Origin of the sequence: Culicoidibacter larvae (genome assembly GCF_005771635.1) — a bacterium.
In the GTDB taxonomy this organism is placed as follows: Bacteria; Bacillota_I; Bacilli_A; order Culicoidibacterales; family Culicoidibacteraceae; genus Culicoidibacter; species Culicoidibacter larvae.
The window spans coordinates 238,576-253,958 of record NZ_VBWP01000003.1; the positions used below are offsets into that span (position 1 = coordinate 238,576).

14 protein-coding genes and 1 pseudogene are annotated in these 15,383 nt (G+C 32.9%); 4 read left to right on the forward strand and 11 right to left on the reverse strand.

The window, feature by feature from the left end:
• Positions 1-13: 13 nt before the first annotated feature.
• The 3 genes from FEZ08_RS05245 to FEZ08_RS05255 form a co-directional block, all read right to left on the reverse strand.
• The gene (locus tag FEZ08_RS05245) at positions 14-961 is read right to left on the reverse strand and encodes an alpha/beta fold hydrolase (protein ID WP_171014946.1); all 948 of its coding nucleotides are present in this window, start codon (positions 959-961) and stop codon (positions 14-16) included.
• Between the two features lie 210 nt (positions 962-1,171).
• On the reverse strand, positions 1,172-2,632 hold the full coding sequence (locus FEZ08_RS05250; RefSeq protein WP_138190660.1) for a leucine-rich repeat domain-containing protein: 1,461 nt from the start codon (positions 2,630-2,632) through the stop codon (positions 1,172-1,174).
• 727 nt (positions 2,633-3,359) lie between these two features.
• Entirely contained in the window at positions 3,360-3,704 is a 345-nt protein-coding gene (locus tag FEZ08_RS05255; RefSeq protein WP_171014947.1) for a transposase, read from the reverse strand.
• 531 nt (positions 3,705-4,235) lie between these two features.
• Between FEZ08_RS05255 and FEZ08_RS05260 the strand changes: the two genes are divergently transcribed.
• Entirely contained in the window at positions 4,236-5,225 is a 990-nt protein-coding gene (locus FEZ08_RS05260) for a hypothetical protein (protein WP_138190662.1), read from the forward strand.
• Positions 5,226-5,427: 202 nt separating this feature from the next.
• A complete protein-coding gene (locus FEZ08_RS05265) occupies positions 5,428-6,390 on the forward strand; it encodes an alpha/beta hydrolase fold domain-containing protein (protein ID WP_138190663.1) in 963 nt (320 codons plus the stop codon).
• Between the two features lie 227 nt (positions 6,391-6,617).
• Here FEZ08_RS05265 and FEZ08_RS05270 read toward each other — a convergent pair.
• The 4 genes and pseudogenes from FEZ08_RS05270 to FEZ08_RS05285 all read right to left on the reverse strand — a co-directional run.
• Positions 6,618-7,016 (reverse strand): annotated as a pseudogene (locus tag FEZ08_RS05270) (DUF4268 domain-containing protein); the annotation flags it as partial.
• A 15-nt stretch (positions 7,017-7,031) separates the two neighbouring features.
• Positions 7,032-7,370: a hypothetical protein gene (locus tag FEZ08_RS05275; RefSeq protein ID WP_138190665.1), complete on the reverse strand. Its 339-nt coding sequence runs from the start codon at positions 7,368-7,370 to the stop codon at positions 7,032-7,034.
• Positions 7,371-7,964: 594 nt separating this feature from the next.
• Positions 7,965-9,152: a murein hydrolase activator EnvC family protein gene (locus FEZ08_RS05280; protein ID WP_138190666.1), complete on the reverse strand. Its 1,188-nt coding sequence runs from the start codon at positions 9,150-9,152 to the stop codon at positions 7,965-7,967.
• 150 nt (positions 9,153-9,302) lie between these two features.
• Positions 9,303-9,554: a kinase to dihydroxyacetone kinase gene (locus tag FEZ08_RS05285; protein WP_138190706.1), complete on the reverse strand. Its 252-nt coding sequence runs from the start codon at positions 9,552-9,554 to the stop codon at positions 9,303-9,305.
• Between the two features lie 510 nt (positions 9,555-10,064).
• Between FEZ08_RS05285 and FEZ08_RS05290 the strand changes: the two genes are divergently transcribed.
• Positions 10,065-11,099, forward strand: coding sequence for a metal ABC transporter solute-binding protein, Zn/Mn family (locus FEZ08_RS05290; RefSeq protein ID WP_138190667.1), 1,035 nt, complete (start codon positions 10,065-10,067; stop codon positions 11,097-11,099).
• A 476-nt stretch (positions 11,100-11,575) separates the two neighbouring features.
• Here the strand turns inward: FEZ08_RS05290 and FEZ08_RS05295 are convergent, their stop codons facing one another.
• Positions 11,576-12,880: a glycosyltransferase family 2 protein gene (locus tag FEZ08_RS05295; protein ID WP_138190668.1), complete on the reverse strand. Its 1,305-nt coding sequence runs from the start codon at positions 12,878-12,880 to the stop codon at positions 11,576-11,578.
• A 143-nt stretch (positions 12,881-13,023) separates the two neighbouring features.
• Complete coding sequence (locus FEZ08_RS05300) at positions 13,024-13,899, reverse strand: hypothetical protein (protein ID WP_138190669.1); 876 nt, start codon at positions 13,897-13,899, stop codon at positions 13,024-13,026.
• A gap of 191 nt (positions 13,900-14,090) precedes the next feature.
• On the opposite strand from FEZ08_RS05300, the gene FEZ08_RS12680 reads away from it, so the two are divergent.
• On the forward strand, positions 14,091-14,747 hold the full coding sequence (locus FEZ08_RS12680) for a TraX family protein (RefSeq protein WP_422386947.1): 657 nt from the start codon (positions 14,091-14,093) through the stop codon (positions 14,745-14,747).
• A 27-nt stretch (positions 14,748-14,774) separates the two neighbouring features.
• Here the strand turns inward: FEZ08_RS12680 and FEZ08_RS05310 are convergent, their stop codons facing one another.
• Positions 14,775-15,074, reverse strand: coding sequence for a rhodanese-like domain-containing protein (locus FEZ08_RS05310; RefSeq protein ID WP_199288031.1), 300 nt, complete (start codon positions 15,072-15,074; stop codon positions 14,775-14,777).
• A 3-nt stretch (positions 15,075-15,077) separates the two neighbouring features.
• A complete protein-coding gene (locus FEZ08_RS05315; RefSeq protein ID WP_138190671.1) occupies positions 15,078-15,374 on the reverse strand; it encodes a rhodanese-like domain-containing protein in 297 nt (98 codons plus the stop codon).
• Between the last annotated feature and the right edge of the window lie 9 nt (positions 15,375-15,383).

The window sequence follows — 15,383 nt, forward strand, 5'->3', positions numbered from 1 at the left end:
TCAGCTTCCTTTTTTATATATTACTATAAATATTGTTGATTAACTGCGCTACTTGAGCTGACTTAGATAAATGTGGTACATGTCCGGAATTTTTAATCAAATAAATTTGATTGACACCCAAATTATTTAACTGCTCTGAAATATCAGTAACATAGCCATCGTTCTCACCAACAATAACTGTTATTTTATCGCTATTTACCCTTAAGATATCTTCCAATTCTTGTTCTTCAAAATATTGATTATACTGCTCAAAGGTTTTTGTCGTACCAATTATTGAAGCATTATAGTTTCTGGTATCAATATCTGCTTGTGTTGGACAAAAATCATTTGCCTGCTCACACCCAAGCGCATATAAGAAATTCCCTATAAATCCGCCGCCCATAGCTAAAAATGTAAATCCACTGCCAATCCCTAGTGGAACATTACCAAGTGCAGAAAAAGATCCCCCGCCTTGATTGAAGAACAACGGACTTATCGCAACAAATTTGTTAATTTTATCTGCATGTTCTTTTAGATATAGCATACCTTGTGTAGTACTATATGAAACTGTCACCAAATTAACTTGTTTATCCGGAACTAACTCGGCAAAGATTTTTTGCAGCATATTTGTTTGCCAATCCATTGTTGGCTTCTCATCATCAGTCAGTCTTTCAGATAAACCCAACCCCGGAAGATCAATAAAAACATAGAATTTACTAGCATCCAAATACGGTGCAATATGGTTCCACTCATTATTGGCTGCCGCATTAAAACCATGCAAAAAGATTGTGGGCAAATCTGTAGAATTCGCATCACCATAAGTCTTATAGTTTATTTTATAGCCGTTCACCTCTATAAAATTATCTAGTTGAACACTCGAATACTCAACTTTCTCAATATTTTCTTTGTAAATTAAAATTCCAATATTAAAAATTCCCAAAACAATTACAAGTGCTAAAAACACTCTTAAAACATTCTTCACTGTATCCCTCCGTTGAATCCCATAAAATAAATTGTATCAAAGATAAAATTTATTTCAACTTATTTTGTAAATTTGATATATTAAAAAAAGACGCAAACAATGACTGTTTGCGTCTTTTAAATTTCTCTCTAACGATTAGCGTGATCAGCTTTCATAACATTCAAAACTATTGATGCAACTTTGCCATCAACCTTATTCTGCAAAGTTAACTCACACTTTTTTATTCTTTGTTAGTATTACAAAAATTCCAATACATACAATAATTCCACCAAATATAATTATCTCGCTATTATTGAGCCCAGTCTCGGGTAACTCAGAAATATGTGTTACTCCACCATCTTCAACTAACTGCTCATTTATGTTTGAATCACTATCATCTACCTCTGGCTTAGCGTCTAAAGTAAAGTATGTTGTATAGGTAACTGGATCCAGAAAGCCACCTGTACCATGTGCAATCAGTGTATATGAGCCTGCTTGTATTAAATCAGCACCGTCAATAATTAGTTTCCCATTTTCAAGTCTTGGATTAATATTATGTTCCGCACCATCCGGTAAAACTAAAGTATAGTTAAAAGACATACCATAATTTGGAAACTGTTCGTAAGCAGAATATGCTTCAAATCCATAATCATTTTCTGTCATACCAATTATTGACGCCTCTAATGTACTTGTTTGGTTTGAAAGCCTTACTAAAGATGTATTTGGTGCATAAGCTTCTACTATAAGATCATACACCTCTTGTGGCAACGAGGTTATGTTGTTGTAATCCAAAGGCATATATTTTAGTGTAGTAGAGTTAGCAACATCTTTTGAAACGCCTGTTAGTCTATTATTATTGAGTGTGATTTGAAATAATTTTGGCATATTTCCAATAGCGCCTGGAACTTCGCCACTAAAATAATTACTTGACATAAAAATTGTGTTTACCTTCTCCCATTTTTCAAACCATACCGGAATTGATCCGCTCAATTGATTTGCACTAACAGTAAATTGACCAATAACCGTTAGATTTTGAAGCGTATCCGGAAGCTCCCCACTTAATTTATTGCTATTTAAAAATAGATCTAAAAGTTTATTCAAATTACCTATCGTTTCTGGAATTGCTCCAGATAACTGATTACTCGATAAATCTAAACGCTCCAGATTGCTCAGATTTCCAATTTCTTGTGGTATTGTTCCGGTAAGTTTATTTTTCCCTAACCATATAGTCTTAAGACTCGTTAGATTACCTATACTCGTAGGAATTGATCCGGATATTTTATTATTAGCCATTCTCAAATCTTCAAGTTTTGTTATATTACCAATACCATCTGGAATAGAACCACTTATATTGTTTTGAACTAAATCAATGAATACAATATTGACAAAATATTCAATACCGTTTAACGTTCCAGAAATGTTTTTTTCGCGTAAAATTATTTCACCAGTTTTTGCACCAGCTTCATTAATACTAATAAAACCATCTTTATTCAGATCTACTGCTGGGTATTGTAATAATATTGCATCATGTAATTCTACACTACTGGCATCAAATGCCCAATCAGTCGGTGCATCAGCCGGATTGCTGGCCGCCTGAACTGTTATTGGATTGTTTGTGTTTACTAGAATACTTGTAAAAGCGAAAACGGATAGCAATAATATGGCTCCCACAAAATTCTTGATTTTTTTCATAATTAATCCCTCCCTGTTAATTTAACGAAAAATATATCAACTAATAATAGCACAACAGTACTGCTTTTAATGCTTTTCATATAAAATAACATTTTTCACTTTTCATTCACACCACTATGTATTTTTCTTTTGATTGAATAAATTTTTAACAACTCCAGAATACCCGGAAAATATACAAAAAAAATTATAATTGGATTATCCTATTTTCAAACGAACTTAAATATAATTTGTTATAAAACATACAAATTATATGTCCCACTAGCAATAAAATAAATCAGTCTAGATGAACTGATAGAAGCCATCTTAAAGCATTCTATAATAAGAGTGTCCATATCTTTAAATCTATTATAGCCTTTTCACATTCTTTAGGGTGTACACTTTCACAGTAATTCTTTCCTCCATGTCCTTTTTACACTAATTACTCCGAATTTGCATAAATAAAAAAACAGATTCATGGAATCTGTTTTAAAAATTAATTTGATGATATATCTTGAATTGAAACTTCTAATGAATATTATTCAATAAAGTGTATTCAAATCAAATGGTGCGATTACCATAAACTACTCGAACTCTTTCATTTATTGTATTGCTTTGAGATAATTCAAATATAATTTGTAAATTAATTATAACATTCGTATTGGCTTAATACAACCATTTAATAAAACAACCCCGTTTAAAACTCTTAAATCTATTTAAAATTTAAATGTTTTGCCTAATAACTTTTACTTCAATTGTTGATTATATCTTTTCTACAATGTCTATCCACAATTCTTCCTTCTGTTTTTTCAATTGCTCTTATTTTTTTATATAATGTAAATTGGATACTACATCCAGTCCTATTATAAATTTCAATTATTTTTTTTAACTTTCTATTTTTTTCTTCTAGCAATTGAACATCTCTATATGTAAATAGTTTGTTCTCGTTTGTAATTCTTATTTTAAAAGATCTTTCCCAATTATAATATGTTGTCCTAGATATTTTATAATGCGTACAAATTTCCTTCACACTCTTTTCTTTCCTCTCTCTATTAACAATTGTGTAACGTTCTTCAATGCTATACCGATTACTCATATATCTACTCCTAATATAAAATAAAAAAACAGATTCCTTAAATCTGTTTTTAAAATTAATTTGATGATATATCATGAATTGAAATTTCTAATAAATACTGTCCAACAAAGTGTACCCAACTTAAGCTTACCACCAACCGGTCAGCAGCCAGAATTATTCTTAGTAATCGTTATTGGACTTGTTGCTCTTGGATTATTTGGAAAATTTATAAAACATATGCATTTTTAATTTTTTTATATAGATATAGTAATACAATCATTATCAAATTAGTTTACAAATATCAATAATAGAAGTACAATGAAGTTGCAGGATTAACAATTATTTTGAATAGGAAGAGCATAGATTGTTACAGTTCTGCAGCCAGAATTATTTTCTAGAAAATGGGATCGCTAATTGCGATCTCTTTGTATATTTGTTTAACATATATTCTTGAAATAATTTTGCGACTGTATTTTTCTAATATAAATTTATTGTTATATACTTAGTACTGTGCAGAAACTAAGTACTTACAAAATGAGAGGAAGAATATTTATGGATAAGTATAAATTTACAAAAGGAATTGAGAAAATAATTAACCCAATGGAAGTTGGTATGATACATTTTTTATCACCATTCAGCCGGTTTCTACCTAAAAAAATACAAAACTATATTGTTGAATCTTCGGCTAAGAAAATGCCATATATGGGGTTTGTTGTGGAACCATATAGTTATTTTTTAGCTTATGAAATTATCAATTTAGATTGGGCAAAAAAATTAGTGCCAGATAATTTTAAACTAGTAAAATCAAAAGTATTTATTGATGATGAACCAAAGTATTATTGTATCTTTGGTTGCTTCAATGTACATACAAGTGCATTTTGGGGACAAAGGATGGAGTTTTATATTATTGCTGAACATAAGGAAACAGGGTTGTTAAGCTGGATAATTGTCGATTATGACAGTAATACGCTAAGTTATGATAAATCCGGCGGATTAGTTTTACCCGATTGCAAAAGTGCAATAATTACAACAAATTTTGATGGCAGTGTAATTGTTGATGTAGTAAAGAATGATGAATCGCGAGGATTAGTTTTTACAAGTGATATTAAAAATGGTCAAGTAAACCTTTTGGATCAACGATTATGGCTTGAAGGGAACTTCTCAATAGGATATGGTCGAGAATTATCTAATAATGATGATGCAGTTTTTGCATTAAAATTTAATCCCCTCGAAGTTGAAAAGGCCTTGCAAATTCCAATTAAGAGTTTAAATTTAGAAATTAATTCTTGGTATCCTGGTCTTTTCTCTAATGAGCCGGCTCAATTAATTTGCTTTCCTTATGCACAACATTTCTTATCTGATAGCCCAGGCCAATTTAGTTTAATCAGAACAAAAGACGAACTTGTTAGAAAAACAGAATCAATTAACTTTGATACAGCTCAAGTTTACTCAACGAAGTCAATGCGCAGGTTATTTTTATTTATGTCGATACTACCGTTCATTATTATTGTTGTTTTGTTAGCAGCACTGATTATTAAATAGGAGGTATGTACATGTTTGGTGCACGAGACATTACTTGACAGCAGTTACTTGTTCAACACAGATAGTACATGTTTAATCTTATGAATAAGGATATAAAGATTGATAATATCTTATAACGAATACGAGTATCACTTTATATATTTGCTGCTGGCAAGCTATTATAATTTATCATTCGCATGTAAATTGAATTAGGAGTTTAAGTATGAATATTGGTGATAGACAAATCCATCCAGAATTACAAGTATACGCAAAGGTCATTCGGTTTTTATTTCCTGACTTTAAGCGCTCAACATTTAAAAAAATGAATCTTTTATTAAAACTAAATAAATTTAGAAGATTTAAAAACATGTTAGTTAAAGAGGTGTATATTGACAGAGAAATGAATTTGGAAAGCAAATTAAGATTAGTAATTTATTCACCAGTAAATCCTAAAAAGGAAATGACTGGCATTTTATGGATGCACGGTGGAGGGTATGCATTTGGTACTCCTGAGCAAGAAGTTGGTATAATAAAAGAATTCGTCGAAGCTTTTGATTGCGTAGTTGTTGCACCCGATTATCTACTTTCGGTAGAGCAACCGTATCCAGCGGCACTACTTGATTGTTATAGTGCATTAAAATGGATGAAAAATTATGCGAGTAGTTATAATATTAATGCTGAACAATTAATGGTTGGTGGTGTAAGTGCTGGCGGTGGGCTTGCAGCTGCACTAGCAATATATGCTAGAGATGTAGGGGAGATTTCAATTGCTTTTCAAATGTTGATATATCCAATGCTAGATGATCGGATGAAGACAAGAACTTCGCATTATATTAACACACCTGTATGGAATTTCAAATCCAATATGTTAGCTTGGCAGCTATATTTGGGAGCTTATTATGAAAACGGAAATGTTCCATACTACGCAGCTCCAGGTCGTCTAATTGATTTTGTGAATTTACCACCTGCATATGCTTATGTTGGAAGCCTAGATCCATTTTGTGATGAAACAATAGAGTATATGGAACAATTAAAGGAAGCTGGAGTCGAATCAGCATATGATGTATTACCAGGCTGTTTTCATGGATTTGATGTAATTGCTCCGGAAACGAGCCCAGCAAAATTGGCAAGAGAAAAATTACTTTTGCATTTTAAACATGCGCAAGACAGCTTTTATGGTGAATAGGTCTAATTGATAATTTAACCCAAGGAAAATTTTATATTATAATAATATGCGAAATCAATCTTCAAGAACGGATGTGAATTTGAATTATAGGGTTTTATAAATTTATTTTTGATTTCCGTTCTCGTAATATATATTATGAATTGCCTTATCTTAGTTTACATAACCTTTATTATATGAATATTGTGAAATAGTGAGTTTTATATTCGTTTTTTTCTGATTATATGCTTTTATTTTGTATATGATTTAATGTATGGAGTAAATACGTTCTTGAAAATTGGCACTTGTGCTTTAATCCAACTATATACTTCATCCCAATTTTCTCCGCTTGCATCGACTTCTAATGGTGCATTGAGCTTTATTCGGCAGGCTTTCTTACCTTCTAGTGGCATCCACTCCAGCGACTCGCTTATTGCTTCATTAATAGTTGTTTTGCTTTTTTCAATGTGATAATATAATGCTTTTTGATCAGTAATATAAAGTTCAATTGAAACTTGTTTTGCTATCGTATTGTAGTTTAAAGCAATAAAACAGTAGCTGCTTCCAATAGCGATATTATACCACATTTTAGCTCGTGGCGTATTAATTGAAAACTGACATGTATTCTTGTCGTAGTAGTTTCTAAGACCATCCCAAAAAGCAAGCTACGCTGTTCTGGATTCAGTTAGTTTATCGTTCATCGTTTTTTTAATTGTTTTTGCCCAACTGTTAGGTTGGCTTATTATTTGAAACTTTGGACTTGGTTGAGAATCGCCAATTCTCCAAAGTTCTAATTTAACTAAGAAAATATTTATTTCATCGAGTGAGTTGTCATTCAGCCATTCAATCGCTTGCTGGTGTTCTTCTCGAACGTCTTTAACAATCCATATTTGTATTTCCGCATCATGTCCAGTTGCATAGACTATTAATTTACCTAAATGGTCATAATCTGTTATTTCTAACTGATTTTCTATAATAATATTATACTTGTTTTTGGTTACCATTTTTTTCTATTGGTTTTAATTTCAGCATAATTGTGCGTATCACTGCTGTTTGCTCTTCTTTGCAATCTGAATAGGTTTTTAAATAGGTTATAAGATATAATACTACATATATGCATTTTACAGGTCATCTCCTATTATACTTTTTTTGCTATTTTTCTTCTTCTCAAAACCTTATACAATAAAATAACAATTACACGAATATATGTGTATTTAGACATTTACATAACTAACTACGAATTGTCAAGTGATATTATTAATTAAATATAACTTCAAAAAGAGCAATAAATTTTCGGGCATAAACTCATTCCTCTTCTTCTTTTATGAGTTCAAATCAGTCATGAAATATTATTGTGATAGAACTAATTACATAATTGATATCTTATAACAACATCATTTTTTGCTGTTTATAAAGTAATATGCTATTTGTTAAACAGTAAACTTTCGAATTAGTCTAACTTAGCTAACTTCATTAGTATTCAAATCATTTCAGTGGCTATTTATACAAAAACGTGCACTAATCGTGTTGTCATTATCTTTTAATTTAATAATCTTAGGAGTATTGATTACTGAACAACTATTATTTCAAATTAAATGTTACCATGCGCCAGGATAACTTATCACATCACGGGTATTAATAACGTATTGATACCGAATGCCCTTATCTCCTGGAAAGTATTCTATGTTTTTCAAAATTTCTAAATGTAAATGCGGTCCGGTTCCTAAACCAGAAAATCCGGAATAACCAATCGTCTGGCCTTGGGAAACAACATCCCCGCGACTGACCGCCGGTGACTGCAGATGAGCATACATTGCGACATATGACGTACCGTCAACAATATAACCAACAACTACATAGTTACCATATCCACCGCCGCAGTAACTTGTACCACTGCCTTGCGAACAACCAGATAAAGTTTCCAGTACTCGACCATTACCGATAGAAAGGATTGGCGTACCATATCCTAAACCACCAATGTCAGTACCAATATGACCACTATAACAACCAAACTCACAAGTTACCACGCCCGTAGGTGTTGGTAAACTAAAATAAGAAGTTGATGGCACACCATTATTAAACTCATCTAATTGGTTTTGAATATCTTGTTCACTTTGCTCTAGGTTTGCGTCGTGTGCTTCAGCGGCAGCAATTAAACTAACCATTTCTGCCCGCAATCCATCTTGAGTTGCATACTGTGCTTCCAAATCAGTCTGCTTTGTTGTCAAATCAGCACGCTTGGTTTCTTGCTCAGCTTTCTTGGTTTCAACCGCAAGCCGCTTCTCATTAATCTCACGGATTAATTCCTTATCGGCTCCAGTAATTTGCGAAACTGCCTCGCTTCGGTGAATAACATCAGTTAATGAACTGGCATTTAAAATAAAATCAAGATATTGATTTCCTTTATTGGCAAGCTGCATTGAACTCATGCGCTCACGAATGATTTCATGCTTCTCAGCAATTTCAGCTTCTAATGTGGTAATCTCACTTTGCAATGTTGTAATTGTTGCCTCAATAACTGCAATCTGCTCTTTAGTTTGACTAATTCCATTCTCCAAGATTCTAATCTTCTCGGTAATTCCTTCATAGTCATTTTTATAGCCATCAAGCTTTTGCTGATTGGCTTCACGCTCTGCCTGAATCCGATCATACTCAGCCTGACATTCCGCCGCCGAATCACATGCAGCGACCGGCATTGGATTAAAACTACTGATTCCGGCGAATACACCGAGCATCAATACAATTGATAATACACTAAACTCTACTTTTTTACGTACTTTCATCATGGACCTCCCGTTTTTTTAAGTAACTTATATGTTAAATATCGTAATAAAGTTAACCGATAACAAATTAGACTTATTGTTATTTATTCTAATTGAAGAAACTAAGATTAAATATATACTTACATTATTAAGCACAATGCATAGTGAATCTTATTATCCCTTTAAACCTCTTGACTGTCTATCCATATCTTCGATGACAATATCAAAGATTTCGCCTTGAAGCGAGCAGTGCCTAATCAAATCCCAGGGTTCATTTGTATGGTAGTGTATTTTTAATAGCTCTTCATCACCGACAACTAGCAAGCAATCACCAGGGATACTTGCTTCTATTTCCTTGCCAATCACATCTTCATTAAGATTTTCTCCTTCTAGTAGTAATTGTGTATCGTATTTATAATCACCTATTATCATACTAACATCTCCTAATATTATTCATTTATTTACAGTTGAACTGCATGAACAGTTTGTTTTTCTTGGGTTTGTATATATACTTTTTATATAACTCCTCTTTGCTTCGGTTATACTTAGTTTCTTAAAAAATTGATATTACATTTCAAAAAATAACATCCTTCCAATAAATTGTTTTGCATAAAGCCATAATATTTGACAAAAATAAATAGAAATGATATCTTATTAAGGACATTAGAGGTCTTTAATAGAGATAGAACAAAAATTGAACTTTTCCAACTTAGCCCTGCATACGATGCTAATTCTGGCCAGAACTGATTGTGAAGAAGAAATTATGAAAGGTTACGAAAGTCACATATACAGCTGCTTGAAAGATAAATCTTTAGCCGATGCTTTAGAGTAAATTTTTTTGGTTATTACAGACTTCAGAGGTCTTTAATAACCTCATTCTATCATGACACTAAAAAATATGTCAACAAAATCAACTTATATCCTTAGGAGGACCATATGAAAAAAATTATCACTGTAATTGCTGCACTTAGCTTGGCGCTTATTCCCTTAGCTGCCTGCCAAAACATAAACCCGGATAACAGTAATGTACTCACCATTAAAACAACTGTCTATCCCATCGTTGAATTTACCAAACGTATCGGCGGCGACGCTGTCGATGTGCAAAGTGTCTTCGCCAACGGCTCAGACTCACACATCTATGACCCGACCCCACAAGAAATTGTCGACCTCAATGATGCTGACCTCTTCCTTAATATCGACATCGGTGATTACCATACCATCACCGAGAAATTAAAAGCCGCTGCTCCTAATTTAGAATTCGTTGATGTTGCTGCCGGAGTTGCTACCATTGAAGGTGGTCACAATCACGATCATGACCACAATGAAAGCGAAGCTAATCATGATGAAGAACATGATCATGACCACAATGAAAGCGAAGCTAATCATGATGAAGAACATGATCATGACCATGATGAAAGCGAAGCTAGTCACGATGAAGAACACAATCATGAATTTGATCCCCACATCTGGCTTGATCCCGTACGGGCAAGCTTCATGGCTGAAAACATTAAAAATGAGCTGGTACGTAAACTTCCTGATCAAGCAGCCGCTTTCGAAGCCAACTTCGAGACATTAAAAACAGAACTGGCGACCTTGAATGATGAATTTAGTACCGGACTGGAGCCATATGCTGAAGACACCTTCTTTGTTACCCACGCTGCCTACGGATACCTTGCAGACGAATACCATTTAAACCAAGTTGCGCTCTCAGGATTTACCGGTGATTCTGAACTCTCTTCGGCGCAATTAGTTGAAATTGCTGATGAATTAAAAGCCCACAATACACAATATATTCTTGCTGAAAAAAATGTAAGCAACAAACAAGCTGATGTATTAGCTAACGAGTTAGATATCAGCACCCTGCCAATCTACAACTTAGAGACCCTTACTCAAGCTGAAATTGATGGTGGTCAAACTTACTTTACCTTGATGCGAGAGAATCTAAAGAATTTACAAGCAGCTCTTAAATAGTAATAGGTTTGAAATGAGTTAATTCACTATTTACACTAGGCAATATTAAAAATACTTAGCTTTAGGAAATATAAAACTACTTTACTTATTGTAAGCTATGCATTTACAAAAGACTGTAAAATTACAATAAATTTGAAAAGAGAAGCCAGTACTGGCTCCTCTTTTTTGTATGCTAAACTTACTATTCATCTTTTTTATAGTTGTATGATTTGTAACTCTTCTAGAGGTAATATAATCTAAATTATATGAATATTATGAGATAGTGATTTTTATATGTAGATAAAAGTCATGAGAAAAGCTTTTATGACCATGAATACGTGCACATCTATACTACTCCATTTTATCATAGATAATTGATGGCTGTAATTAAGGAGACCATTCATTGAAATCTACTTTTAGTTCATTTTCTATATATTTATTAAATTTATTCTTGCTGTTTGATTAAGTGAATTTTTTTGATTGTACTTACGATGTAACTAATAACGTTCCGTCTTATACCACTTACTTTTGCGCTTAAAGATAACGTCCAACAAATAGGATCCATAAGCACGCAGCGAGATTAAAATAAATAGTTGGGCGTAAGTGAAATATGATACACATGACATAATAAAGTTACGAACAGTACTCTGCCCTTTATCAGTAACTAACGCCAAATTAATTTGCAATACATATAAAGTGTACATAAGTCCCCAGGAAACTACAAAAATAATATATACACCGTGCGAGAGTTCAATTGGAAAGACCAGGCCAAGGCCAAATAAGTTTAGCAGCGCAAAAATGATTCCAAGCAGAAATAGTATATCCGAGATGACTACTGCCAGTAAAAACCAAAAGTATGTCGATATATAATAAAATGTTTCTAGCTTTATCCGCCAATCATTATGGGTTACCAAACGCTTCAAGTTTTTAACTACAACATATAAGTTGCCCTTCGCCCATCGCGTTCGTTGCTTAACATATACAGAAACCTGTTCTGGCTCTTGCTGATATGCCTCCGAGCGACTTTCCAGGGCAATCCGATATCCCTTTGTCATCACCGCAAAACCAAGCTCGGTGTCTTCAGTAAGAGCCTTCTCATCCCAGCCACCGATTTCCTCGACCACTGAGCGCTTAATAATAAAATTGGTGCCCGGAATCTGACCAAGACGAAATAACTCCCAGCGACCGGTATGCACAATTCGCTGTGAAACCACTAACTCCAGGTTAATCATTTGTGTCAAGAAGTTGCGATCACGGTTTCGTGCCTTATTCCTACCAAAAATCGCTCCATATTTTGGATCTTCCAGTGCCTTTCGTACCAAAAAAAGCAAGGCATTTCGTTCCGGAGCAGCATCCGCATCATAAATACAAATATACTCACCGACAGCAAATTCACGCGCTAAATTTAATACTTTGGACTTACCTCCACCTTGTCCCTCACCACTGATTGTTTGGATAATAATATCCCGCTTCTCATACTTCTTTTTCACTTGCTTCATAACTAATGCCGTTTTATCTGAAGAGTTATCATCCATAACAATTAATTGCATCCTATCCCTCGGATAATTCATTGCTAAAATCCGCTCCATAGTCAAACCAATAACCGGCTCTTCATCATGAGCCGGAACGATAACCGTAACCATTGGCAAATTATCCCAATCAATATCAGCAAAATTGACTGTCTCAGCTAACTTCTTAAAGTGAAACCGTAACGCTCCGATAATAATTACCAATGATTCAGCAATTGATAACCAAATTGAGATGACTGAAAAAACCAATAATATCGCAAAAACTACCGCCATATTAATTACCTCGATATTGCTTTTTATAATGAGCAATATACTTTCTTCTTAGAATTATCGTGAAAATCACCAGAACAATTGTTGTAATAGTAAAAAATAGTAGTACTGTTCCCGATATTGCAAGCAAGAATATTTGAAAAACACTAGCGTATATATTCACCATCAATATCCTCCTCCGTCAATTGTCTTAATTTATATAATGCACCATCAACACCCTTTACCTGAATAATATGTTTGAGTTCTATATTATTAGTCATGCCATATTTTACTTGAATAGATAATTGTTCAAAAGTCGACGTATTTAAGCTTGCTTCTATGAGTAAACGTTTCAAATTTTTCCCTCGTTCTTCCGCACCATATGGCAATAAAAACATGAATGCATCTTTCCCATTCCAATACATTTTTTCATTTATAGATAAAATGTTCTGATACTTAATATGCAATGAATTAATCAAGTCATAGAATGGTTCAACCCCAAGTTCATCCTTTATAAAATCAATAAACTCAATCCGCAATATTGAAACCATATATCGGTATCTTGGATATTGTTCACGAATAGACTCTTGGACTCCTAAATCATCCTCAAATGCTGACAAGTTTGCAATACCAACGCGCTCATCAATTAAAGTGATCGCGCCCGCTTTCTTTAATCGTCGATAAGCAATCATAACATCTATTTGCAATCGCCGGACGTAACTTGCCATCCCGCACATTGTTGGAATCAAAATAATTCTCACGTAGTCAATCCAAATTGGACTTGGCGCATAAGTCGTTAACCAAACGGTATACCAAACAATATACAAAAATCCAAATATTGCCGCGGCGGCTATTCCACCAAAATAACCAATAGAGACTGCTACAAGCGCACCAAAATTAATTATTAGATCAACCCAATCAAAACTCTGGGTAATAAAAATCTTTACATATAATAAAACTCCATTTATTATAATTAATAAGATTAATAACCCATATACTTGTTGCAGCTTTACCAGACGATTTGACTTAAAAAATCTGAACATATTAAATCCTCCTCAATCCGAGTTATATATATTATAGCAAATTTATCAATATATTTTCCCATTATTAGTATGGACAAGATAAAGAACTGTAAAAAAATATCAAATATTTGTCACGGAATTGACATAAAACTGATTTATTATTATCTCTAGTCTTACTTTTATTTCTAGAGGTTAATATAATGAAGTTTTTGATGGGTTTAACAACAACACAACTAAAAACCATTGCAATAATAGCAATGGTAATTGATCATGTTGGAGTTGTATTTTTTCCGAATATTATTATCTTCAGAATCATTGGCAGATTAACATTTCCGATTATGTCTTATTTTATTATGAAGGGTTTTTTACATACAAGCAATTTAAAAAAGTATTTTGTGCGAATAATTCTTACATTGTGTTTCTCTATTATTCCATACTATCTTGTTTTCGATGTGTGGTCTGGAACTGTCATGTTTACATTTATTTTATCATTAATACTACTATATTGTTATAAAAAAAATATGTTGCTATTCTTTGCATCACTTCTACCATGTTTAATCTTGTCACGTTTTAGTGATTATTCTTACTTCGGTTTATTCTTGCCACTAATTTTTTACATAGCTAGACTCAGAAATATGAGTTATCTTCCATATATTTATATTATAGTAACTTCGTCTTTAGCTGTATATTTTCTTGGATACATGCATATTTATTGCGTTCCAGTTGGTATTTTTATGCTTTTACCTTTGCCATTCCTTGAAAATTCAACTTATAACAAAAGAAAAAACATAAAATATAAATATCTATTTTATGTTTTTTATCCAAGTCATTTATTTATTCTGTTTATTTTGCAAAACATTTTGAAGTAAGCAATTCAATTTTAATATAACAGTCAATTAGACCAGTTTGGCTTTATAACCCATTATGCCACCTTTAATATTAATTACTTGGTATCCTTGCTTCGTTAAAATGCGACAAGCTTTACCACTTCTCATTCCGGAAGCACAGATAATGTAATACTCATGATTTTTATCTAGTATTTCTGGGTGTTTTAGAAGTTTAGATAGTTCAATATTTTTAGATCTTGGTAAATGTCCAGCTGCAAATTCTTCCTTGCTGCGAACATCAATTATTGTATGGTTCTTAACATCTATTTCTTTTGCTGATATATTTGGATATTTTTTTGTGAAAAACACTTTTTATTCCCCTTTCATGTGTCTAAACATAGACATGCCACCAGACACATTAGTTACATTATATCCAAGCTCTGTTAGTCGATTACAAACTGCTGAACTTCTACCACCTGACTCGCAAATTAAATAGTAATGATTGTGTATATCCAAAAATTTTTCTGGATTGTAGAATAAACCTGCTGCTGGAATGTTTGTAGCTCCAGAGATATGACCGGATTGAAACTCGTTAATTTCTCGAACATCAATAATTGCGATATTATTAGTATCGAGTTTCAATAATTCTTCTACTGCAATTGATTTCATTTATTTCTC